At 40.4% G+C, this 22,182-nt stretch carries 24 protein-coding genes; 17 read left to right on the top strand and 7 right to left on the bottom strand.

Features of this window, described 5'->3' with window-relative positions:
- Positions 1–207 precede the first annotated feature (207 nt).
- The 3 genes from ACLFKQ_RS00220 (at position 208) to ACLFKQ_RS00210 (ending at position 3,948) form a co-directional block, all read left to right on the top strand.
- A complete protein-coding gene (locus ACLFKQ_RS00220) occupies positions 208–1,269 on the top strand; it encodes a hypothetical protein (protein WP_448997941.1) in 1,062 nt (353 codons plus the stop codon).
- A 153-nt stretch (positions 1,270–1,422) separates the two neighbouring features.
- Positions 1,423–3,135 carry a peptide ABC transporter substrate-binding protein gene (locus ACLFKQ_RS00215; protein ID WP_448997940.1) on the top strand — a complete coding sequence of 571 codons (1,713 nt, stop codon included), beginning with the start codon at positions 1,423–1,425 and terminating at the stop codon, positions 3,133–3,135.
- Between the two features lie 30 nt (positions 3,136–3,165).
- Positions 3,166–3,948 carry an ABC transporter permease gene (locus ACLFKQ_RS00210; protein WP_448997939.1) on the top strand — a complete coding sequence of 261 codons (783 nt, stop codon included), beginning with the start codon at positions 3,166–3,168 and terminating at the stop codon, positions 3,946–3,948.
- A 341-nt stretch (positions 3,949–4,289) separates the two neighbouring features.
- Here the strand turns inward: ACLFKQ_RS00210 and ACLFKQ_RS00205 are convergent, their stop codons facing one another.
- Positions 4,290–4,673 (bottom strand): hypothetical protein, encoded by a 384-nt coding sequence (locus ACLFKQ_RS00205; protein ID WP_448997938.1) that lies wholly within the window; start codon positions 4,671–4,673, stop codon positions 4,290–4,292.
- Positions 4,674–4,737: 64 nt separating this feature from the next.
- Here ACLFKQ_RS00205 and folD point away from each other — a divergent pair, with 64 nt between their 5' ends.
- Positions 4,738–5,607 (top strand): bifunctional methylenetetrahydrofolate dehydrogenase/methenyltetrahydrofolate cyclohydrolase FolD, encoded by an 870-nt coding sequence (gene folD / locus ACLFKQ_RS00200; protein WP_448997937.1) that lies wholly within the window; start codon positions 4,738–4,740, stop codon positions 5,605–5,607.
- 12 nt (positions 5,608–5,619) lie between these two features.
- On the opposite strand, the gene ACLFKQ_RS00195 is transcribed toward folD, so the two are convergent.
- The gene (locus tag ACLFKQ_RS00195) at positions 5,620–6,060 is read right to left on the bottom strand and encodes a DUF3531 family protein (protein WP_448997936.1); all 441 of its coding nucleotides are present in this window, start codon (positions 6,058–6,060) and stop codon (positions 5,620–5,622) included.
- A 45-nt stretch (positions 6,061–6,105) separates the two neighbouring features.
- Between ACLFKQ_RS00195 and ACLFKQ_RS00190 the strand changes: the two genes are divergently transcribed.
- Positions 6,106–6,624, top strand: a complete 519-nt coding sequence (locus tag ACLFKQ_RS00190; RefSeq protein ID WP_448997935.1) for a pyroglutamyl-peptidase I family protein — start codon at positions 6,106–6,108, stop codon at positions 6,622–6,624.
- Between the two features lie 608 nt (positions 6,625–7,232).
- Here the strand turns inward: ACLFKQ_RS00190 and psbM are convergent.
- The 4 genes from psbM to ACLFKQ_RS00170 form a co-directional block, all read right to left on the bottom strand.
- Entirely contained in the window at positions 7,233–7,343 is a 111-nt protein-coding gene (gene psbM, locus ACLFKQ_RS00185; RefSeq protein ID WP_448997934.1) for a photosystem II reaction center protein PsbM, read from the bottom strand.
- A 92-nt stretch (positions 7,344–7,435) separates the two neighbouring features.
- A complete protein-coding gene (locus ACLFKQ_RS00180; RefSeq protein ID WP_448997933.1) occupies positions 7,436–7,753 on the bottom strand; it encodes a 2Fe-2S iron-sulfur cluster-binding protein in 318 nt (105 codons plus the stop codon).
- A 178-nt stretch (positions 7,754–7,931) separates the two neighbouring features.
- Positions 7,932–8,672, bottom strand: a complete 741-nt coding sequence (locus tag ACLFKQ_RS00175) for a 4'-phosphopantetheinyl transferase family protein (protein WP_448997932.1) — start codon at positions 8,670–8,672, stop codon at positions 7,932–7,934.
- Between the two features lie 403 nt (positions 8,673–9,075).
- Complete coding sequence (locus tag ACLFKQ_RS00170; protein WP_448997931.1) at positions 9,076–9,297, bottom strand: ferredoxin-thioredoxin reductase variable chain; 222 nt, start codon at positions 9,295–9,297, stop codon at positions 9,076–9,078.
- Between the two features lie 319 nt (positions 9,298–9,616).
- On the opposite strand from ACLFKQ_RS00170, the gene ACLFKQ_RS00165 reads away from it, so the two are divergent.
- Complete coding sequence (locus tag ACLFKQ_RS00165; protein ID WP_448997930.1) at positions 9,617–10,045, top strand: NfeD family protein; 429 nt, start codon at positions 9,617–9,619, stop codon at positions 10,043–10,045.
- Between the two features lie 31 nt (positions 10,046–10,076).
- Positions 10,077–11,081 carry an SPFH domain-containing protein gene (locus ACLFKQ_RS00160; RefSeq protein ID WP_448997929.1) on the top strand — a complete coding sequence of 335 codons (1,005 nt, stop codon included), beginning with the start codon at positions 10,077–10,079 and terminating at the stop codon, positions 11,079–11,081.
- A 103-nt stretch (positions 11,082–11,184) separates the two neighbouring features.
- Here the strand turns inward: ACLFKQ_RS00160 and ACLFKQ_RS00155 are convergent, their stop codons facing one another.
- Complete coding sequence (locus ACLFKQ_RS00155) at positions 11,185–11,562, bottom strand: Fur family transcriptional regulator (RefSeq protein WP_448997928.1); 378 nt, start codon at positions 11,560–11,562, stop codon at positions 11,185–11,187.
- A gap of 308 nt (positions 11,563–11,870) precedes the next feature.
- Between ACLFKQ_RS00155 and glpK the strand changes: the two genes are divergently transcribed.
- From glpK to ACLFKQ_RS00105, 10 genes are all read left to right on the top strand, one after another.
- Positions 11,871–13,367, top strand: coding sequence for a glycerol kinase GlpK (glpK, locus tag ACLFKQ_RS00150; protein ID WP_448997927.1), 1,497 nt, complete (start codon positions 11,871–11,873; stop codon positions 13,365–13,367).
- 39 nt (positions 13,368–13,406) lie between these two features.
- The gene (locus tag ACLFKQ_RS00145) at positions 13,407–14,300 is read left to right on the top strand and encodes an AraC family transcriptional regulator (protein WP_448997926.1); all 894 of its coding nucleotides are present in this window, start codon (positions 13,407–13,409) and stop codon (positions 14,298–14,300) included.
- A gap of 91 nt (positions 14,301–14,391) precedes the next feature.
- Positions 14,392–15,102, top strand: coding sequence for a dienelactone hydrolase family protein (locus tag ACLFKQ_RS00140; RefSeq protein WP_448997925.1), 711 nt, complete (start codon positions 14,392–14,394; stop codon positions 15,100–15,102).
- Positions 15,103–15,463: 361 nt separating this feature from the next.
- The gene (locus ACLFKQ_RS00135; protein WP_448997924.1) at positions 15,464–16,423 is read left to right on the top strand and encodes an aldo/keto reductase; all 960 of its coding nucleotides are present in this window, start codon (positions 15,464–15,466) and stop codon (positions 16,421–16,423) included.
- Positions 16,424–16,627: 204 nt separating this feature from the next.
- Positions 16,628–16,945, top strand: coding sequence for a hypothetical protein (locus ACLFKQ_RS00130; RefSeq protein WP_448997923.1), 318 nt, complete (start codon positions 16,628–16,630; stop codon positions 16,943–16,945).
- A gap of 251 nt (positions 16,946–17,196) precedes the next feature.
- Positions 17,197–18,729 carry a photosystem II chlorophyll-binding protein CP47 gene (gene psbB, locus ACLFKQ_RS00125; protein ID WP_448997922.1) on the top strand — a complete coding sequence of 511 codons (1,533 nt, stop codon included), beginning with the start codon at positions 17,197–17,199 and terminating at the stop codon, positions 18,727–18,729.
- 127 nt (positions 18,730–18,856) lie between these two features.
- The gene (locus ACLFKQ_RS00120) at positions 18,857–18,952 is read left to right on the top strand and encodes a photosystem II reaction center protein T (RefSeq protein ID WP_036484496.1); all 96 of its coding nucleotides are present in this window, start codon (positions 18,857–18,859) and stop codon (positions 18,950–18,952) included.
- A 175-nt stretch (positions 18,953–19,127) separates the two neighbouring features.
- Complete coding sequence (nrdR, locus tag ACLFKQ_RS00115; protein ID WP_448997921.1) at positions 19,128–19,655, top strand: transcriptional regulator NrdR; 528 nt, start codon at positions 19,128–19,130, stop codon at positions 19,653–19,655.
- 598 nt (positions 19,656–20,253) lie between these two features.
- Positions 20,254–21,312, top strand: coding sequence for a 30S ribosomal protein S1 (locus ACLFKQ_RS00110; RefSeq protein ID WP_448997920.1), 1,059 nt, complete (start codon positions 20,254–20,256; stop codon positions 21,310–21,312).
- A gap of 74 nt (positions 21,313–21,386) precedes the next feature.
- Positions 21,387–22,136: an HAD family hydrolase gene (locus ACLFKQ_RS00105; protein WP_448997919.1), complete on the top strand. Its 750-nt coding sequence runs from the start codon at positions 21,387–21,389 to the stop codon at positions 22,134–22,136.
- Positions 22,137–22,182: the final 46 nt, after the last annotated feature.

The raw sequence follows: 22,182 nt of genomic DNA, 5'->3' as shown, positions 1-22,182 counted from the left end.
TCCTATCATGCTGACTCTGTTTTTAAAGCGTGTTTTTTAGTTGTTTTTGCTTTACGTGAAATTAATAAATTTTACAGAACGTATAAAAAATCTTTTGGTTTTTTTATCCAACAATTTAAATATTTATTCAAATTTCATAAAAAATATTGTTGATTAGCTAGAAAATTAACTTGGGGAAATTAATAGTAATTCACTAGATCGATAATTATGTTTAAAGAAAACAATATTCTACAGAGTTTATTTGAAAGTGTTATTTTTGACGATGATTTGTTTTTAGATAAAAGAATTTGCATTTTTGGTAAAATCGCTTCTGAAAATCTCATTATCGGTAATAGCGAGACCAATAGTTTAGCTCTCTCTAAAGTTGAAGTAGAGTCAATTGCCGTTGCTAACACCTCAGCCATTGCTGCTGCCGAAGTAGAAGCAATAGTTGTTGCTGATGGGATAGCGGTAGGAATTGATAACTCTGGCAGAATCAACACCGGCAGAGGTGACGATCTGATTATTGGTGTGGCCGAGACCAATAGTTTAGCGCTCTCTCAAATTGAAGTAGAGTCAATTGCCGTTGCTAACACCTCAGCCATTGCTGCTGCCGAAGTAGAAGCAATAGTTGTTGCTGATGGGATAGCGGTAGGAATTGATAACTCTGGCAGAATCAACACCGGCAGAGGTGACGATCTGATTATTGGTGTGGCTGATATTAATCCTTCTGCTCTTGTAACTGCCACCGCCAATGCTAGAGCTATTGGCGATGCCAGCAACAGTGATGCCTTTACCTCTACTTTAGCTATCACTTTAGATAGCATTGGGATAGGAATTAACAACTCTGGCAGGATTGAAACTGGCAAAGGTGACGATCGCATTATCGGCTACGGTACTAGCATTGGAATTTTAAATGGCGAAATTAAAGCTGGAAAAGGTAACGATTATATTCATGCAGCAAAAATCGAAAGCGATCCATTGACAGGAAATATTAGTTTTTTACCAGACCAAACAGACGCGATTAAAAACGCTAAAATTTTTGGAGAAGAAGGAAACGATTTCTTTGAAATAGGCGGCTTTAGTGGCAATGTCTATCTCGACGGAGGTAGAGATCGGGATGTATTGAAAGTATCGAACGATATAGAAAATTATACGATTATCGCTGGATCTTCTACCAATAAAACCCTAACATTTGAAAATTCTGATTCAATTTTAACAGTCAAAAATATTGAAGAATTTTATTTAGGGAATGAAACTGAATTATATACTTTTGAAGATTTTGTTTGATAAACTTGCTGGCGGTTTAGTAATTAATAATTTGCACGAAATAATAACTCAAGTAAAAATACCAGCCCTCGCCTTGGCTAGAAATTTTCTCGTTGCGGCGATCGATTAAAATATCTCCAATACCCGAACACTGGTGGAGGAATCAAAAAATTCGTGGCTGCTAGAAAACTCCTATCAATTTTCTCTTTTTGTTTAGTTGCTTTATCAACTGCTTGCAGTAATTCCACTACAGTATCTACCACTGAGCAAGACAATAACATCTTAAGGTTACTATATTGGCAAGCACCTACTATTCTCAATCCCCATCTGTCTACAGGGTTTAAAGATGCCGAAGCCAGTCGCATTAGTTTAGAACCTTTGGCTAGTTTTAACAACGAGGGAGAATTGTTTCCCTTTCTGGCTGCCGAAATACCGACGGTAGAAAATGGAGGTATAGCTGCCGATGGCAAATCGGTTACGTGGAAACTCAAACAAAACCTTAACTGGTCTGACGGTAAGCCTTTTACTGCTGCCGACGTAGTTTTTACTTATAACTTTATCGCTAATCCCCAAGTAGGTGCAGTATCGGCAGGTACTTACGATATAGTTGAAAGCGTTGAGGCACTCGATGACTACACGGTTAGAGTCAACTTTAAAAATGTTAACCCTGCTTGGCATCTAGTTTTTGTTGGTGGTGAAGGAATGATTCTACCCCAGCATATCTATCAAGACTATAACGGCGCGAATGCTAGAGAAGCACCAGCTAATTTAAAGCCCATCGGTACTGGAGCCTATCGAGTAGTAGAATTTAGACCGGGGGATACAGTTATTTACGAACCCAACCCCGAATTTCGCCAAGTAGAAGAATTGGGTTTTGACAGGGTAGAACTCAAAGGTGGAGGCGATGCTACTTCGGCAGCACGAGCGGTATTACAGACGGGAGATGCTGACTACGCCTATAACCTCCAGGTAGAAGCACCAATTTTACAGCAACTAGAAAGCGCGGGGCAAGGTAAAGTAGAGGCTAATTATGGAGCTATAATGGAGAGGATTGTTATCAACCACAGCGATCCCAATCGAGTCGCCCCTTCAGGAGAACGTTCTAGTGTTGAGTTTCCCCACCCCTTTTTTAGCGAGCCTCAAGTTAGAGAAGCTTTCACTTTGGCGATCGATCACGATACTATTGCCGAGCAATTATATGGAATTACGGGTCAAGCTACCCCGAATTTTTTAGTCGCCCCCGAACAGTACGTTTCTGAGAATACTAGTTATGAATACAATTTAGAGCGCGCCAACCAATTACTAGATGAAGCAGGATGGCAAGATACTAACGGTAACGGTATTCGAGATCGAAATGGTACCGAAATGCAGGTGTTATTTCAAACTTCAGTCAATCCCCTGCGCCAAAAAACTCAAACCGTAGTCAAGCAGGGCTTACAAGCTATTGATGTAGGGGTAGAATTAAAAAGCATCGATCCCAGCGTTTATTTTTCTAGCGATCCTAGCTCTAACGAGACTGTAGAACGCTTTTATGCAGATTTGCAAATGTACACTACGGGCAACACTAGCCCCGATCCTGCTGCCTACATGAAATTCTATACTTGCGACCAAATTCCCCAAAAAGCTAATAATTGGTCTGGTGATAACAATTCGCGTTTTTGTAATCCAGAGTACGATCGCCTGTGGCAACAGTCTACTACCGAGTTAGATCCAGCTGCTAGAGAGCAAATTTTTATTGCTATGAACGATCTTTTGGTCGAGGGACATCATGTCATACCACTAGTTCATCGCGCCGATGTCGTAGCTTTTGCAAATAATATTTCCGGTTACGAATTAACTCCTTGGGATATGCGAACCTGGGACATTATGAACTGGCGTAGAGAATAGTAATAAATACTTCAATTTTTCTGAAAAATTATGTCTCGTTACTTAAAAGTTTTAAGTTTGTTTTGGTCAACCGCGATCGCTGCAGAATTGGAGTATCGGCTTAATTTTTTAATTGCTACTTTTACCAGTATTGCTAATTTAGCTGGCAGTTTATTTGGCTTATTTTTATTTTATCGAACTGGCTATACCTTTGAAGGTTGGAGTTGGCAAGAAGCAACTATCGTTCTGGGTATTTTCACCCTTTTGCAAGGTTTTTCTGCTACTTTTTTAGTACCCAACTTAAATCGTATCGTCCAACAAGTAGAGCAAGGCACATTAGATTTTGTTTTGCTCAAACCAATAAGCAGTCAGTTTTGGTTATCTACTAGAGTTGTCTCTCCCTGGGGTTTGCCAGATTTAGTTTTTGGAATTATTTTAATTATTTATGCAGGTTCCCAATTGGGTTTTAATTGGTTAAATTATCTAGCCAGTCTCATTCCCATTAGTTTTGGTTTTATTATTTTATACAGCCTCTGGTTCGTTCTCGGTGCGACTAGCATTTGGTTTGTCAAAATCTATAATGTTACTGAAGTTTTAAGAGGATTATTAGAAGCAGGAAGATACCCAATGGTGGCTTATCCGGCTGCCTATCGTTTCTTTTTTACTTTTATCGTTCCCGTCGCCTTTCTAACTACCATACCCGCTCAAGCCATGCTCGATCGCGGTAACTTTGCTTTAATTTTAGGTGCTGGCTTTTTAGCTATAGTTCTATTGATGTTTTCAATTCTATTCTGGCGATTTGCACTGTGTTTTTATACTAGTGCGTCGAGTTAAATGTACTAAAAATAAACAGTATTTAAATTGCATAGAGACGAGATAATTGCACTATTCTAAACGACCAACAGGGAAGCGATCGCAAATCATTTGAACCATACTATTAACTTCAGTATTTCTTCCATAATCTACTCAATTGCCGATTAGAAGATTTTATAGTTCAATTATAAATAGTCAGGTTGTTGGTTATTGTAGCGATCGCTTTGCTAATTTCATTTCTTATCGATAACGAGATCCCAGCTTCGCAAATTAAGTTGAACTATAAAACCCAAGATTAACTATAAGCAGCGTGTCACCATTTTTTTTAAGACTAAATGTATTAAACAAAAACTAGAGTTATATTACTTATTAGGTTTAGCTGTTTCTAACCGTTCCAACTCGATGACATAGAAATCGCCAAATTCTTGTTGAGCTAGTGGCAAACTTTGATATTGAATTTCACCCTTAATAGCTAAATTGCGATTTAATTTAGGAAGTTTTTTGTCGCTAACCACCCAGATTTTACCAGTGTTGTCTTCTAACTGGTAAGCGGCACCATCGATAAAAGGAGCAGACTGAGTTACTTTTCCTGTAAGATAGACCATCCTACCGCTTTCTAGTTGCGGAATTTCTTCAATAGTAATTTCTGGCGTTCCGCAACTAGCTAAACTTCCAAGTAAAATTATGAAAATACCCCAAGTTAAAAATTTAATTCTTTTGGATTTAGCATTAGAAGCAAATAACATTTTGAGGCATCTCCGCCAAGAAACTTCTCTAGCTTAACTCGTTGAAACTATACTGAAAACTACTATGTCTGCTCCTACCACTTGTCTGCTAAATGGTAAAGCTTTAGCCCAAAAAATTCGACTGCAACTTAAAGAGCGTATTGCTAAGCTACAGCCCAAAATCGGTCGTCCTCCAGGACTAGCGGTACTGATGGTAGGAAATAATCCTGCTAGTGCCGTGTACGTACGTAATAAAGAAAAAGCCTGTCAACAAGTAGGCATTGCTTCAGTAGGAAGTCATTTTGCTAACACTTCTCAAACCGAGTTAGAGCTAGTTATTGCCGAATTAAATCAGAATGAGCAAGTAGATGGTATTTTAGTTCAGCTACCCCTACCCAGTCATCTAGATGCAGTTTCTCTGCTACATACAATTCATCCCGATAAAGACGCTGATGGTCTACATCCAGTAAATTTGGGTAAATTAGTTAGAGGTGAGTCTGGATTGCGTAGCTGTACTCCTGCAGGAGTGATGAAATTATTAGCAGAATACGATCTCACCTTGCAGGGAAAAAAAGCGGTAGTAATAGGACGCAGTATTTTAGTCGGTAAACCTCTAGCATTAATGCTGTTAGAACAAAATGCTACCGTAACAGTCGCTCACTCCCATACAAAAGATCTGGCTGCTGTTTGTCGAGATGCGGATCTTTTAGTAGCAGCAGTAGGCAAACCTGAAATAGTTACCGAAGATATGGTCAAACCAGGGGCGATGGTAATTGATGTCGGAATTAACCGCCAGCAAAACAGTCAAGGAAGAGTAAGATTGGTAGGGGATGTTGCTTTCGACGCTGTGGCGGAAGTGGCTGGTTACATTACTCCCGTTCCTGGGGGAATTGGACCGATGACGGTTGCCATGTTACTGAGCAACACCGTACAGAGTTACAGTTCAAAAATTTAACCAGGAAGAATTTTATTGGAGATAATGATGGCGATCGCCATCGCCGAGCGACCAATCTTCGTTTTGTCCGCCGATGATAGTAGTTTCAATCTGTACGTACTCTTTATCTAAGCGATCTAAAGCATTGAGCAAAATATCAATTGCAATCAAATCGCTCGTACCGAGATCGAACCAGCATCTGCCCCAAACCCCAAGATACTCAAAACTACCCATGTTGTGCATGGGAGCCATCAAAGTTTTGTCATCCTCTAAAGTATAGTTCATATAGCTAATATCAATTCCAGCATCCTGAACTTGGAGATTTTCTGCATTAAATCCCCCTAACTTACCGAGATAAAACCAAGAGTTAAACAGTTCTTCAACGTACTGTTTTTCTGTTTTTGAAGGAACCGTATAAAACTTCAACCAAATCCAAAGATCGAAAGGATCGAATTCTCGAAATTGTACTTCCATAATTTAAGTTATCGAATAAATAGAGTATAGATCTAGCTAGCTGGTATGAAAAATAAACTGCTGTTAACTTCCTTTCAAACCTGGCTCGATCGCCAAGAATATAATTCATCCGATCGCCTATTGGCTACAGTAGAGGAATGGAAATTCCCTCGGGCTGAGTTAGTCTTGTTAAGACGGCTTCCCGTCGATACCCAACTAGCCAGTCAAAAAGCGATCGCTGCGATCGAAGCGATACAGCCCCAAGGAATTATTTGTTGCGGTATGGCAGAATCTAGACAGTACCTTACTATAGAATCTAATGCAACTTGTAGAGATGATTGCATCTATACTCAGGTTGATTTAGAGAAACTGATCGAACAGTTATTTAATACCACCGTCAGTGACGATGCAGGAAAATTTGTTTGTGAAGGATTGTACTATCAAATATTAAGTTTTTTGCGCTCTGTTCGTCGCGATTTACCCTGTATTTTCGTTCATGTTCCTCTCTTGACCGAAGATAATTTGTCGAACATTGAGCGAGATTTCAAGTCTATCTTGCAGTTTGTTATTGAATCAGGAGTCTGAATTCAGGAGTCTGAAATCAAAAGATAAAGATTAATTCTGAAGAGGAATCAGACCCCTACAGAATTAAGAACTACCACGTGGGACTTGGTAGTTCTTAAACCCGAGGGAGACAGAAAAGCTTGCATATATCATTTTGAATTCGGGCTTCTGACTCCTCTCTCCTTCTTTGATAACGAAAATTAAAAAGTTAGTTGGTGCTAAATATTTTTAGAAACAAAAACAAGAGCAATTAGCAATCGCTCGTCATTTGGGAGCAAATAAAACTCAAACAAAACTCGATTTCCAAATTATTCGAGCTAAATTCTTCTACCCAACCAAATCGGCGAGCGCCTAAATTAGTTTTTTTAAACTAAATTAAATATAAAACCTCAGTTAAAATCGAAGTTTTTTAAAAGTTTTCGCTCGGTAGTAGAACGCAATTTCCCACTAACTAAATTGTTTAACTGTAGTTGCTACAAATAATCTAGGCTTAGAGGAGGGCGCGCCGTCTGAATTTACCAACTGGCGACTGCGAAAATTACTTCTGCAATCTAAGCCGACTGCTTCAGACGTTCATGCCGCTCGTCTCATGGCTTACTTAAAGCTGTTGAATGTTTGGGTTCAACTGATTATCTCTCTCTTTGTCCTCTATCAGTTTGGATATAGAGAATGAGTAAAAATACAGTTGGAACCAACACGAATAAGATAGTAGCTATAAATCCTAGATCGTTGACTTCCATGCGACAGCAACCCCCTATGCAGTTTGTTGAATATTACTACCCTATTAGAATATCATCTACTGTGAGCATCGCTGCATCAACTGGGTTAATTACTACGGTTTGGTTTTTACTTTAATCGGTCCATTCACTAGAGTTTGACAAGATAATCGGTAGGTTTTTGGTTTTTTCCGCAGTCTTTTTTCTTCAAAATCGGTTTTGGGAGAGAGATTTTCCATTCCTTCCAGTATTTCGACAATGCACGTAGCGCATTGACCGACACCTCCACAATTTGTTAATTTACCCTTGAGTTTGTAGATATCAACATTATTTTGCAGGGCTTTTTCTCTTAAATTAGCACCGTTAGCCGCAATTACTTCGGTAATTACTTCCTCTTTGCCTTTTTTATCCTTCACAAAAGTGATGGTTGTCATAAAAAAATTTCTCTTTTAATGTCTCTATTACTATAATATTAGGTAAACAGCCAAAAATTATACAACGAATTTCTGATTTGTCGGTTAATTGACTGGGGTTTATAAACATCGATCGCTTCTTAAACTCTATATTCCAACATCAATCTTTCTTATCTTAGTTGAATTTATTTTCTACTCTCTAACAATCCGCGTTGGCAATCCAAAAGCCAACTGAGGGTTTGACTTTGGTATTTTCTACTGCAACCGTAGCAATATAGTCAGAGGCAGGAATAAAACTATCAATAAACCAATCCTCGGCAATACTTTTATCTCCATTCACGGAGGATAATCTGATAACTCGTCGATCTATAGTAGTTTCTACAGTCTCTAACAAACTCGATAATCCTTCACCCGTAGCTTTAAGATAAGCTTCCTTAGTCGTCCAAATCTGCAAAAAAGCTCGTTTTTGTGCCTCACCGCTTAAATTGAGTACTTGTCGAGCTTCTCTTGCCGAATAAAACCGCCGTGCCATATTTTCTATATCTTTAAGGTCGCGTAGATATTCTAAATCGATGCCAATACGCCGATTGCGAGTAAATCCGTATAACGCCAACTCTTCAGAATGGGAAAGATTGAATTGCAGGTCGCTAGTTCCCCAAGACACTGCCAATTTGGGTTTGCCACGTTCGCTATATTCAAATCTCAGCAATTCGCCATTTAAATCGAGATAAACACCCAAAAGCTGGCGTAAGGTTCCTCTGGCAACGATAAAACGACGGCGATGTTGGGGAAAGTAGAACCGATTAGCTCTTTGTATTTCATCTTCAGTTAATAGAGTTTCTAGCTGGATAATTTTGTTAGTTGGTAGATCTAGTCGAGTTTGCCAAACATGAACTTCATTATGAGATAGTGTTAAATTATTAGCGGGGATTTGCCACACTTTTTCTAGATTGAAAAATTACTAATTATTAAAATTATTAATCTTATTGGTGAAGAATTATTAAATAATTTACTGTTGACTTTATTTTAGTCTCTGCCTTACTATGAGCGACAAATTTTCATCAGTGCGAACCGATGATGCCCAACCGCTAGTTTCTCCCAATTGTTTGATACCTAAGAGACAAGCGTATTTTAAATTGAAAATGGGTGTCTGGAGATTTTCTAAATTTTCTAATAGTAAAGGAATTGCCCGATCGCCAATGGCAGAATAATACTTAAGAAGGTCGATTAAATCTTCAATACTGGCTCGTCTAACATTGTTAAGAATGACTATCGCTCTGGCAGTAATTGGCGATTACTTTTTGCCTAACTTAAAGTTTAAGTAAGTTGGAAAACGAGCGAGCTTAAATTACTTCTAACTCATCTTCACGCAAGTGAGCTTTAAATTTTGGCTCTAATTCCACCACTATGGGTAAGTTAGGGCTAATCGGTCTTCCTTGCCAATCGTGCATGATATCTAAAACTTCTCCCTCCATACCTTTAATGTCAAAGGGTTTATTTCTTTGTTTGGGATAATGATATACGACTACAGATTTTTTAACCCTAACGCGATCGCCTTTTTTCATATTGTCTGTTTTGCTCCCAGATTAATCTTTGAGACAACTTTATCATTTTTGCATAGGAAGGAACTTTCAACTAGATAGGAGGACAATCGCGATCGAAGCTAAGTATCATAGAAATTAGAATATCCTCACGATAATTGACTAAGTAAGAGGGAAGAGGAAAGCAGGAAGATGTTTTTATACGTTCCTCCTTAAGAGGCTATCTAGAAAAACTTCCGTAGTTTTAAATGCCTCGTATCCTCCTAAAGTCTAAGGAGTCTTCTCGCCGCGACGAGATAAATGTTTACACCTAATTGCGTCAGATAGCATTCAAACACTACCTATGCCAGATCCAACCTTAATATGGATAATTGCCGGGGTAATTCTTTGTGCTCTAGAATTCGTCCTGCCGACAGCTTTTGTAACTTTTATGATGGGCATAGCTGCTCTGTTGGTAGCAATAGTTTCTTTAGTCGTATCACAGTATAGTTTGCTCGTAGCCTTATGGTTGCTGTTTTCAACTGTACTCACTATTCTCACTAGACGATTTTTTACTCCGAAGCGCAAGTCCATAAGTAGTGACGACCCGGAAGGAGAAACACTTACCGTTATTCCTGCAGGTAAAAGCGGCAGAGTTTTATATGAGGGTAATTCTTGGCGGGCTATATGTGCCGATGAGACCACGGAAATTGCTTCTAACGAATTAGTTTATATAGTAGGCAAAAAAGGGAACACTCTAATTGTGTTGCCGAGAAATATACTCTCAGATTGATTTTATAAAATATGAGGAAGAGGAAATAGTTATGGGACAATTTTTAACTTTAGTTTTTTTAGTATTATTTGGTTCTGGACTGGCAGGATCGGTCAAAATTGTTAAAGAAAAAGAAGAATATTTGGTTGAAAGCCTCGGGAGCTACAAAAAGAAATTAGAACCAGGCTTGAATTTCGTTACGCCTTTTATCGATCAGATTGTCTATAAAAACACTACTCGTGAAAAAGTTTTAGACATTCCCGCTCAGACTTGTATTACCCGCGATAATGTTTCGATTACCGTCGATGCGGTAGTTTACTGGCGGATTATGGATATGTACAAAGCGTACTATAAAGTCGAAAATCTGCGCGATGCAATGGTAAACTTAGTTTTAACCCAGATTCGCTCGGAAATGGGTAAATTAGAGCTAGACCAAACCTTTACCGCCCGTACCGAAATCAACGAAATTCTCCTACGGGAACTAGATATTGCTACAGATCCTTGGGGAGTAAAAGTTACTAGAGTGGAATTGCGGGATATTATGCCCTCTAAAGCCGTCCAAGATTCGATGGAACTACAAATGGCAGCAGAAAGAAAAAAAAGAGCCGCTATTTTGACTTCTGAAGGGCAAAGAGACTCGGCAATAAACTCGGCTCAGGGTCAGGCACAGGCTAGGGTACTAGATGCCGAAGCGATGAAAAAAGCAGCAATCTTACAAGCTGAAGCCGACCAACAGGCGATCGTGTTGAGAGCGGAAGCCGAACAGCAAGAACAGGTGCTCAAAGCTGAAGCTACGGCACAGGCTTTGCAAATAGTTACGGAAAAATTGAAAAGCGAGCCCAAGGCACGAGAAGCTTTACAGTATATTCTCGCTCAAAGCTATCTCGATATGGGTAGACAAGTGGGCAGCAGTGATAGTAGTAAAGTAATGTTTATGGATCCTCGCAGTATGATTTCGACTATTGAAGGAATGCGTGCCGTGATTTCCAATCGTAATGACAACGGTGAGTATACTCCCGTGGAGTTGGACTTAGACAAACTAGATCGCGATCGCTAAATTTCCTTTAGGTAGCAAGTAGGCAGTCGCGACTAAGTGAATTAGTAATCATAAGCTAGCCGCGTTGATTGGAAATATTTGCTACCAATATAATACATAATTGCTAATGGCAGCGATCGCACAAGCCAAAAAATTCTAGAGTATGATAGTAAACTTTAAACTGGTGGGAAGTTTCGAGCTGATTTTCTAAGTCATGAACGGGACATTCATCAATAGCCACTGAAACGCCGCAGTTGACACAAGTAAGATGATGGCGATCGCTGCCGACGTGATTATAAACTGACTCGCCATTAGATAAAGTCCGCACCTGCACTTCTCCCTGTAATTTAAGGGCTTCTAGAGAACGATAAATCGTAGCTAACCCCATATTCTGTTTGCGTTTACGTAGTTCAATATAAAGGTCTTGAGCCGAAATAGAGCGTTTTAAATTTTGAAGAACTTCGATAATTCGCTCTTGAGATCGGGTGCGTTGCGCTTTCATAATGAGTTCTAATAACGAGCCTGTCTCTATATTACAAGGTTGAGTTGTCAAGCATCGAGCTATTGAGTGTTAGAAAACATAGGAAGAGCAAAGCAAACAGGAGTTTAAGGGAAAAATAAGTCGCATTAAAACTCTACTCCGCAATACTTTCTACTTTTCTATGTTGTTTAGTCTCCCCCGACTCTCTAATGCTTAGTGTCTGGTGCTTAAAAAATGATAAATTTTATAAAACTTAATAAATACCCAAAAGCGGCGGCTTTTTTGGTAAATCTACCTTATTAAGAAACAATTGGGATAATGATCGTACTATGACTGATTATAAATACGTACTAGCTCTCGATCTGGGGACTACAGGAAATAGAGCAATTTTATTTGACAAACAGGGAAATATAGTCGGTCAAGTTTATCATGAGTTAACCCAATATTATCCTCACCCTGGATGGTTAGAACACGATGCCACCGAGATTTGGCAAGATACTCAAAGCTGTATCAAACAACTTATTAACGAGCACCAAGTTACAGTTTCAGACATTGCCGCTATTGGTTTGACGGTACAGAGAGAAACCTGTTTGCTGTGGGATAAAACTACAGGAGAACCCCTGCATCCCGCTATTGTTTGGCAAGATCGCCGCACCGCTTCGATGTGTAACCAACTGCGAGATATGGGAAAAGCCGCAGAGATTCAACAAAAAACAGGATTAGTTTTAGATGCCTATTTCTCTGCTACGAAGATTGCTTGGTTGAGAGACTGGGTAAAACGACAAAAGCCCGATACCAATTGGGATAATATCCTTGCTGGCACTGTAGATAGTTGGGTACTGTGGAATCTTACTGGTAGACGAGTCCACGCTACCGATATTAGTAACGCTAGCCGCACGATGCTGATGAACTTGTCAACGGGAAATTGGGATAATTCGTTACTAGAACTATTCGATATTCCACAACAGATCATGCCCGAAATTTTGCCCAGTATGGGCATCTTTGGTCATAGCAATCGCGAATTGATGGGTGCAGAAATTCCCATCGCCGCGATTTTTGGCGATCAGCAAGCGTCTCTATTCGCTCATGGTTGCGATCGCCCAGGTTTGCTGAAATGCACTTATGGTACGGGATGCTTTTTGGTAGCTCAAACGGGAACGGAAATAACGCGATCGCACGAACAGCTACTTTCTACCGTCGCCTGGAGTACGGAAAAACAAACTAACTACGCTTTAGAAGGAGCGATTTTTACCACAGGTGCTTCGATTCAGTGGTTGCGGGATGGCTTAAAACTAATTGACAGTGCTGCCGACACCGAAGCGTTATCTTTACAAGTACCCGATACAGACGGAGTTTACTTCGTTCCTGCTTTAAGTGGTTTGGGTGCTCCTCACTGGGACATGAGTGCTCGCGGTGCCTTTTTGGGAATTACAGGTGGAGTAAAGCGCGAACACATGGTCAGAGCCGTATTAGAAGCGATCGCCTATCAGGTAAAAGAAGTAGTTGATGCAACTAATAGAGACAGTGATAAGCCTATTTCACTACTAAAAGTAGACGGTGGTGCGACCAAAAATAATTTCTTAATGCAGTTTCAAGCCGATGCTCTAGGAGTTTCCTTAGAACGCCCGGTTATTCTCGATGCAACTGCTCAAGGTGCAGCTTTTGGTGCGGGTTTGGCTGTCGGATTTTACGATGACTATCATGCTTTGGTTAACAGCCGTCAAATAGACCGCGTGTTTGAACCAGGAGAAGGTCAACCCCAGGCGCAAGCTAACTTCGAACTGTGGTCAAAAGCAGTGGAGCGAGCGAAAAACTGGATGGAATAAAGTTTTTGATTCCTAGCATTCTAGAGAGCACTGAGATTGATGTCAGAACCTACAGTCAAACTCTTAGATTACCGACAACAAAAAGCATCCGTTCCTTTTGTACCGAACCCACCTTTGCTTTCAAGTTCGAGATGGGATGGTATTCATCTCGAAGAACACCAACAGCCAGAGTTTGAAACCCTAGAGCATCAACATACTATGCACGTAATTGCCTATGGAGTTTCTGACTCTCCGGGGGAACGACGGTTAGAGGGAAAGATGGTACGAGAAAGACGAAATCCCGGAGACATTGCAGTTATTCCTGCTGGTATCGCTCACCGATGTAATTGGAAAATTTCTGCTGAGTTTGTAATTTTGGCAATTGAACCCGTGCTTCTTCGAGAAGTAGGTCGAGATTTAGTAGACTGCGATCGCATTTCTCTCATTCCTAAGTTTATGAATCAGTCAGACGCACTGATAAAAGGGATTTTTACTACCCTAAAAGACGAAGTGAAGTTTAGCCAAATTGGTAGCGAGCTATTAATTGACAGTCTTAAAACTACTTTAGTAATTCATCTGTTAAGAAAATACTGTGCTAAGAAGCCCAAACTCTTCTGCTGTGAAGATAGCTTATCCAAATCGAAACTACGGCAGGTAACCGATTACATACATGAGAATCTCGACCGTAATTTAAAAGTTATCGAACTTGCGGCGATCGCGCAAATGAGTCCGTATTATTTTATTCGTCTGTTTAAACAAAGCACTGGTAAAACTCCACACCAGTATATTTTGCAGCGTCGCATCGTCAAAGCGAAATGTTTATTACAACAAAAAGATTGCAATATCGCCAAAATTGCTTCTACCGTTGGCTTTTGCGACCAGAGCCACTTTACTAGATATTTTAAGCACATTACTGGGATTACACCGAGAAAGTTCAGCGCTAAATCGCAATAATTTACTAAAACTGTGTAGTTTTCTTCTATAGTCTCATGCAGCATCTTGTTTAAGTTATCTGTAAGTGCGATCGGCGTATAGAGGTAACAAGATGCAAGTCGAACAAAAAGAAATAATGATTTTAACTCCTGATGGAGCAATGCCTGCTTTTGTGTGTTCTCCTGCTAAAAATACCCGTAAGCCAGCCGTTATGTTACTAATGGAGGCTTTTGGATTGACACGGCATATCAAAGATGTAGCTAGGAGAATTGCTAACGAAGGCTATGTGGTTGTCGCCCCCGATCTGTATTATCGTGAATTGCCAAACAATAAGTTTGACTATGACGAAGTAGAATTAGCAATGGCAATGATGTGGCAACTTGATTTTGGCAAGCCTATCGAGCAGGACATCGATGCGGCACTGACTTATATCGAGTCTAGAGCCGATGTCGATTCAGATAAAATTGGCGTAACTGGATTTTGTTTGGGCGGTGGTCTTTCTTTTTTTTGTGCTACCAAATTTTCGGATCGAGTAGCTGCTGCTGTAGTTTTCTACGGTATGGTTTTTGATGAGTGGATCGAAGCTATTAAAGATATTTCCATTCCCATATGTTTGTTCTTTGGAGGAGCAGATCCTTTTATTTCAAGCGATCGCATCGGGCAAATCGAGAATCGATTTCAAGAACTAGAAAAAGACTATACGTTAAAAGTTTATCCCAATGCCAATCATGGCTTTTTCTGTTACGAGCGACCTTCGTACAACTGCTTAGCTGCTGAAGACTCTTGGCAAAAACTTATTAAGTTTTTTCATCTATATCTATAGCTCCAGCCCTGTTAAGGTGAACAAAAGTACTATCTTAAATTTAAAAGGGTTTCGAGCTGGCGATCGCCAACCTCATAAGTTTCTTTTTGAAGCATTTCGTATATTCCGAAGCAATGTCTCGAATTATAAGCTTGTAAACCCCTATTATTTCGTTGAATAGCAGCGAGATTAATTAGTACAAACGCTCACCTTAACAGGGGTAATCTATAGCTCTTAATAAAAGCTAGATTTTAAATGCTGACTCTAACAGCTTTTCAAAAGCTCGACTGCTTTCGAGTAACTCAGCTCAAACTTGTTGGGGCGAGCTGCTTATATAGACGATTACTCGATATCATTGCTATGTAGTGAGCTAGGTAAATCTATGAAAACGCGATCGCTCGGACAGACCGATATTCAAATTACTCCTATCCTCATGGGAACTTGGCAGGCGGGAAAGAGAATGTGGACTGGTATCGAAGACGAAGAAAGTATCAAAGCCATCCGCGCTGCCTATGAAGCAGGAATAACCACCATCGATACGGCAGAAGTTTATGGAAATGGACATTCCGAGCAAATTGTAGCTAAAGCTGTAGGCGACGTGAGAGACAAGCTAGTTTATGCCTCTAAAGTCTTTGCCAGTCATCTCAAATACGATGAGGTAATTGCCGCTTGCGATCGCTCCTTGCAAAATCTCGCCACTGACTATATCGATCTCTATCAAATTCACTGGCCCAGTGGTTCTTTTGATACGGAAGTCATACCGATAGAAGAAACCATGAACGCCTTGAATAAACTTAAGGAAGAAGGAAAAATTAGAGCGATCGGAGTATCTAATTTCTCTCGCGCTCAATTAGAAGAGGCTTCCCAGTACGGTAGAATTGACAGCTTGCAACCTCCCTATTCTCTGTTCTGGCGTAAAGTCGAAAAAGATACCGCACCTTACTGTATCGAAAATAATATTTCTATCTTGGCATATTCTTCCCTTGCCCAAGGCTTACTAACCGGTAAATTTGGCTCAGACCACCAGTTTGCCGAAGGAGATCATCGTGCCGACAATATTCTATTTCAGGGTCAAAACTATCAACGCGCCCAAACTGCACTGCAACAACTACGACCCATTGCCGAGCGTCACAACTGTACTCTAGCTCAACTATCTTTAGCTTGGTTAATCGCCCAACCTCAAACTAATGCGATCGCCGGAGCGCGAAACGCTACTCAAGTCAAGGATAATGCTAAGGCAGTAGAAGTAAGCCTTAGTAAGGCAGAAGTTGAAGAAATCGACCGAATTGGCAGACAAGTAACAGATTATTTGGATGATAATCCTGTAATGTGGGACTGGTAAATAGTTAAAGGGATTTCCTTGGTTCGATTTCCTTTTTACTTTTTTTTACTATCTGATGTTACGCACTTAACAACTGAAACTATTGAAATTTCGTTCAAAATTGATTGCTGAGTCCTAGCTCAAACTATCCAAATCTCGTTTGGCTGCGTAACATCAGTTACTATCTAAAAGTTTCTCAAAGTTAGTTGGTAGTTACTTCAAGCAGTGAAATACTTTTTTCTATCTGATGGTTGGACTTACAGAAGAGTCTGGGAATTTGGCGGACTTTGGGATCTTTCTAGTTGGAGACGTAAACCTCAGATCGAGCGTCTTAACTGCGGTATCTTGGAACGACAAGAAACGTTATGGCTCCATCAAGTAGAAGATGCCGTAATTATGATTGAAGTTAGTCCCTTAGATGATAATGAAGCTTCAAGTATCGGACAAGTGGTGCTCAAACGTTTGATTACTGCCGAACAGGTGATTGAAATTTTGACCCGCTCCGACCTAGTGTTTAATTCGAAAGGGAATAAATCTTGTTAAATAGATTTAATAATTTGTAATAAATCTTGACTTTTGGTGGCTAAAAGCCCTTAACTCTTGCAATGGATTCTAACAATAGTTACACTTCTTTAAATAAATAAGAATTTCGAAGTTTACTCGAATCGTTCTTATTTACTAATTCTCACTGTCAAAAATTTCCCAACAGTACGAGAAGTTGAGACAATAAAATACAAATAAAAAATATTCGTCGTCAAAGACAAATTATTATTTCAATAGGAGGAGCGTAGTCAATGGGACTACCTTGGTATCGAGTTCATACAGTCGTCTTAAACGACCCGGGACGACTAATATCCGTACACTTAATGCACACTGCTTTGGTCGCAGGATGGGCGGGTTCGATGGCTCTTTTCGAGCTAGCAGTTTTCGATCCTAGCGATCCCGTACTCAACCCCATGTGGCGGCAAGGTATGTTCGTTTTACCTTTTATGGCACGTTTGGGGGTAGAAGGCTCTTGGGGCGGTTGGAGCGTAACTGGAGCAACTGGGGTAAATCCAGGTTTTTGGTCTTTTGAAGGAGTAGCGATCGCTCATATCGTCTTATCTGGTTTACTATTTTTAGCTGCCGTATGGCACTGGGTCTATTGGGATTTAGACCTCTTTATCGACTCTCGCACGGGTCAGCCCGCTCTAGACTTACCCAAGATGTTTGGCATTCATCTCTTTTTATCTGGTTTGCTTTGCTTTGGTTTTGGTGCTTTTCACCTGACTGGGCTTTGGGGACCGGGAATGTGGGTGTCTGACCCTTATGGGTTGACCGGTCACGTAGAAGCGGTGGCTCCCGAGTGGGGGCCTGCGGGGTTCAATCCTTTTAACCCGGGAGGAGTAGTAGCCCACCACATTGCAGCAGGAATAGTTGGTATCATTGCAGGTTTATTTCACCTCAGCGTTCGACCGCCCGAAAGACTATACCGAGCTTTGCGGATGGGTAACATTGAAACTGTACTGTCTAGTAGTATTGCCGCTGTATTTTTTGCCGCTTTTGTAGTAACCGGAACTATGTGGTACGGCAGTGCAACTACACCTATAGAACTCTTCGGTCCAACTCGCTATCAGTGGGATCAGAGGTACTTCAATCAAGAAATTCAACGCCGCGTCGAAACTTATATGGCGGATGGAGATTCTCGCTCAGAAGCCTGGTCGAAAATTCCTGAAAAGCTAGCTTTTTATGATTATGTAGGCAATAGTCCTGCTAAAGGCGGTTTATTCCGTACTGGCGCGATGGATAGCGGCGATGGCATTGCCCAACAGTGGCTGGGGCACCCCGTATTTACCGATAGAGAAGGTAGAGAACTAACCGTGCGTCGGATGCCTAACTTTTTTGAAACTTTCCCTGTAGTCTTAACTGATGCCGATGGTATTGTCAGAGCTGACATTCCCTTCCGTAGGGCAGAATCTAAACTCAGCGTCGAGCAAACCGGTGTTAACGTTACCTTCTATGGTGGCGCTCTTGACGGACAAACCTTTAGCGATCCCCCAAGCGTTAAAAAATACGCTCGTCGCGCTCAGTTAGGAGAGCCATTTAGTTTCGATACCGAAACCTTTAATGCTGATGGAGTATTCCGTACCAGCCCCAGAGGATGGTTTACCTTCGGTCATGCTTGTTTTGCTTTGCTATTCTTTTTCGGTCATATTTGGCATGGGTCTCGTACTTTGTACAGAGACGTATTTGCTGGTATCGATCCAGATCTAGAAGAAGAACAAGTAGAGTGGGGCTTCTATCAAAAAGTTGGTGACAAATCTACTCGCCGCCAACAGGAAGCTTAAAACCTTTTGGAGGTAAGTCAGAACGTTTTTTCTCTTGCCTCCATTAAGGCTTAAAAAAATACCTTTAGAGAATGATAAAGATAATTTTGTTGATAAACTAGAGATAGAGATAGTTAACAGATTAATTATGGAAAGTGTTGCTTACATTCTGATTTTAGCCATGGCTCTTGCCGTGCTGTTTTTTGCGATCGCCTTTCGCGAACCACCCCGTATTGAAAAGTAATCACATTAAAGACTAACTTTTAACAGTTAATTGTCGTAATTTTGTGAGTCGTTAGCAATCCTGAAGTGCTTAATTGCGGATTGGGGTTGGCTGGCGACTCTAGTTTGCTATTTTCAATAATTTGCACTTTTATATGAAAGAATAGTAATTTGCATCTCTAGCATTAGTTAAACTCATGCACTGTCCATCTTGCCAGCATACAGAAAGTCGAGTTTTAGAATCTCGCTCTACAGAAAGCGGACAAAGCATTCGTCGCCGCAGAGAATGCCTAAAATGTAAGCATCGCTTCACGACCTACGAAAGAATTGAATTTATACCAATTGCCGTAATCAAAAGAGACGGCAGTCGCGAATCTTTCGATCGCTCCAAATTGCTTAGAGGTATAATAAGAGCCTGCGAAAAAACAGAGATTCCCAACCAGAAAATAGAAGCGATCGTCGAAGAAATAGAAGCTAGATTACAGCAAAACTTGAGAAGAGAATTTACCAGTGTCGAAGTTGGAGAACTGGTACTCGAATACTTACGTCAAGAAAGCGAGGTCGCCTATATTCGCTTTGCTTCAGTCTATCGTAATTTTCAGGGAATCAAGGACTTTGTCGAAACTTTAGAGCATCTACAGCACGAAAACTCTAAATCTTCTAGTGTCGAGGGAGTCAATAGTTGGGAAGAAGAATCTACCTCAACTGTAGATTGTCTTTCCTAAAGCTAAAAATTTATAAATAATCTACTATTAAGGTGTTAATTTTTATTACTACTAGTTACTTATATCTAATGAGCTAAGGCACTCGGGTTTTGATCGATACTCAGAAAGTATTTGGTCGTTTTATGGCGGACTAATTTCTGACCTAACTAAAAGCTTGGCACGGACAACTCAATAAACTCTCTGGAGTATTGTTTGAGAGGTAAAAGCTGGCGAAGCTCTAAAGTGCTCTAAAGTTGGAAACACTACAGAAACAAAATCGCAAAATTGTCTTCGAGATTATTTTGTTAGTGAAAAAAATCAAAAATGTTAAACAATAGTAACTACAAACCCAATTAGAAGTTACAATACTTTAATGCAATATGCTAATAGGCAAGAATCTCAGCAACACGAAAACTTCATCTGGCTATTATGTATAGAATATTTTATAGTAGCCCTTGAAATTAGCGTGTGAAAAGCGCAAAGAATGTAGGTGTAGGCTGCACGAGGAGCAAATAGATGTTTTCCAGCAAAGCATAGTGCGACTGTTAGTGAGTGTACATCAAGCAGGAGGCACATTAATCAAGGAGATAGAAAAATACAACAAGGAAATTTAACCCACATGGTCAATCAGCAAGAAAACAAGAACAACAACATTGGTTTTACTCATGAAGACTTCGCCGCTCTCTTAGATCGATACGATTATCATTTTAGTCCTGGAGATATTGTAGCGGGAACCGTATTTAGCATGGAACCAAGAGGTGCTCTGATTGACATTGGTGCTAAGACCGCAGCTTACATTCCCATTCAAGAGATGTCAATCAATCGGGTTGACAATCCCGATGAAGTACTTCAATCCAATGAAACTAGAGAATTTTTCATTCTAACTGATGAGAACGAAGACGGACAGCTAACTCTCTCAATTCGCCGGATCGAGTATATGCGGGCTTGGGAAAGGGTCAGACAACTACAGCAAGAGGATGCTACCGTACGCTCTAACGTTTTTGCTACCAATCGTGGTGGGGCATTGGTGAGGATCGAGGGGTTACGAGGCTTTATTCCTGGCTCTCACATTAGTGCTAAAGAAGCTAAAGAAGATCTGGTGGGAGAGGATTTACCTCTTAAATTTTTAGAAGTAGACGAAGAACGGAATCGCCTGGTATTAAGTCACCGCCGCGCTTTAGTAGAACGCAAGATGAACGGCTTAGAAGTCGGACAAGTGGTCAGAGGTTCGGTAAGAGGCATTAAACCCTATGGCGCATTTATCGATATTGGCGGCGTAAGCGGACTGCTACACATTTCAGAAATCTCGCACGATCATATCGATACTCCTCATAGCGTCTTTGGAGTCAATGATGAATTAAAAGTGATGATTATCGATCTAGATGCTGAAAGAGGACGTATTTCCCTATCTACCAAGCAGCTAGAACCAGAACCAGGAGATATGCTCAAAAACCGTGAATTGGTTTTTGAAAAAGCCGAAGAAATGGCTGAAAAATATCGTCAAAAACTTTTGGCTGAAGCTGAAGGTATTACCGTAGAGGAATTAAATGCCGCTCAATCGGCTAACCAAGAAACGGAGGAAGAAGCCGAAGCCATAGTCAAAGAAGAAATCGGTGATGATAACAGTAGTACTGAAGATACTGAAGGTGAAATGGTAGGAGCTTCTTTTGAAGAGTAAATAGAGAGCGATCGCCTATAACTAGCAGAGGGTTTTTTTACTAAACCCCTATAAATTGGTGGAGAAAATAATTTTTGGTAACTATCCTCTGTAAGGGAATAATTTTCAACGACATTGAAGCGATTATTTTTGATAAAGATGGAACATTAGAAAATTCTCAAATTTTCTCGACTCAATTAGCACTTGCCAGAGTAAGAGAAATTGAGGCTCAAATTTCAGGGGTTACAGCACTACTACTAGAAGTATTTGGCATTAAAGAGAATACGCTCGATTCTTCAGGTTTGATGGCAGTAGGAAGTCGTCAAGAAAACCAAATTGCTGCCGCCGCTTGTATTGCAGCAACTGGCTGTAGCTGGTTTTTTGCCAAACAGATTGCCAATGATGCTTTTGCTGCTGCCGACCAGCTTGTCTTTAAAGATTCAAATTCTGCTTCACTCTTTTCCGGTTGCTTGCCAAAGCTTGAGTTTTTTGCCCAAGCAGGATTAAAATTAGGTATTCTTTCTGCTGACTCTACTGCTGAAGTACGGGCTTTTGTCCGGCGTTTTTCTCTAGCAGAATACATTCAGTTAGCAATGGGCGTAGACGGAGAGCTTAACAAACCAGATCCCAAACTTTTTATTCGCGCTTGTCAGGCTTTGTCAGTCAAGCCTAGCAATACTTTAATGGTCGGAGATTCTTCTGGAGATATAGCAATGGCAACAGCAGCCAGAGCAGCCGGAACGATTGGCATTAGCTGGAATAGCAGCATTATCAACGATTTAAACAGTGCAGATGCGACAATTTCTAGCCTATCAGAAATTCAAATTTTGAATTCTGCAAATTAAATCTAGTATCATAGAAGTTTAATCAAAGATATCAGTTTTTATTATT

This window comes from Myxosarcina sp. GI1(2024) (genome assembly GCF_053543375.1).
This window is presented reverse-complemented; position numbering and strand designations above follow the sequence as displayed.

Bases quoted from the DNA above. Each gene is read 5' to 3' on its own strand.
- ACLFKQ_RS00110 (WP_448997920.1), top strand. From the start codon at position 20,254: ATGGTCAATCAGCAAGAAAACAAGAACAACAACATTGGTTTTACTCAT.
- ACLFKQ_RS00210 (WP_448997939.1), top strand. From the start codon at position 3,166: ATGTCTCGTTACTTAAAAGTTTTAAGTTTGTTTTGGTCAACCGCGATC.
- glpK (WP_448997927.1), top strand. From the start codon at position 11,871: ATGACTGATTATAAATACGTACTAGCTCTCGATCTGGGGACTACAGGA.
- ACLFKQ_RS00135 (WP_448997924.1), top strand. From the start codon at position 15,464: ATGAAAACGCGATCGCTCGGACAGACCGATATTCAAATTACTCCTATC.
- ACLFKQ_RS00205 (WP_448997938.1), bottom strand. From the start codon at position 4,673: ATGTTATTTGCTTCTAATGCTAAATCCAAAAGAATTAAATTTTTAACT.
- ACLFKQ_RS00120 (WP_036484496.1), top strand. From the start codon at position 18,857: ATGGAAAGTGTTGCTTACATTCTGATTTTAGCCATGGCTCTTGCCGTG.
- folD (WP_448997937.1), top strand. From the start codon at position 4,738: ATGTCTGCTCCTACCACTTGTCTGCTAAATGGTAAAGCTTTAGCCCAA.
- ACLFKQ_RS00220 (WP_448997941.1), top strand. From the start codon at position 208: ATGTTTAAAGAAAACAATATTCTACAGAGTTTATTTGAAAGTGTTATT.
- ACLFKQ_RS00155 (WP_448997928.1), bottom strand. From the start codon at position 11,562: ATGAAAGCGCAACGCACCCGATCTCAAGAGCGAATTATCGAAGTTCTT.
- ACLFKQ_RS00140 (WP_448997925.1), top strand. From the start codon at position 14,392: ATGCAAGTCGAACAAAAAGAAATAATGATTTTAACTCCTGATGGAGCA.
- ACLFKQ_RS00160 (WP_448997929.1), top strand. From the start codon at position 10,077: ATGGGACAATTTTTAACTTTAGTTTTTTTAGTATTATTTGGTTCTGGA.
- ACLFKQ_RS00145 (WP_448997926.1), top strand. From the start codon at position 13,407: ATGTCAGAACCTACAGTCAAACTCTTAGATTACCGACAACAAAAAGCA.
- psbM (WP_448997934.1), bottom strand. From the start codon at position 7,343: ATGGAAGTCAACGATCTAGGATTTATAGCTACTATCTTATTCGTGTTG.
- ACLFKQ_RS00165 (WP_448997930.1), top strand. From the start codon at position 9,617: ATGCCAGATCCAACCTTAATATGGATAATTGCCGGGGTAATTCTTTGT.
- nrdR (WP_448997921.1), top strand. From the start codon at position 19,128: ATGCACTGTCCATCTTGCCAGCATACAGAAAGTCGAGTTTTAGAATCT.
- ACLFKQ_RS00190 (WP_448997935.1), top strand. From the start codon at position 6,106: ATGAAAAATAAACTGCTGTTAACTTCCTTTCAAACCTGGCTCGATCGC.
- psbB (WP_448997922.1), top strand. From the start codon at position 17,197: ATGGGACTACCTTGGTATCGAGTTCATACAGTCGTCTTAAACGACCCG.
- ACLFKQ_RS00180 (WP_448997933.1), bottom strand. From the start codon at position 7,753: ATGACAACCATCACTTTTGTGAAGGATAAAAAAGGCAAAGAGGAAGTA.
- ACLFKQ_RS00170 (WP_448997931.1), bottom strand. From the start codon at position 9,297: ATGAAAAAAGGCGATCGCGTTAGGGTTAAAAAATCTGTAGTCGTATAT.
- ACLFKQ_RS00195 (WP_448997936.1), bottom strand. From the start codon at position 6,060: ATGGAAGTACAATTTCGAGAATTCGATCCTTTCGATCTTTGGATTTGG.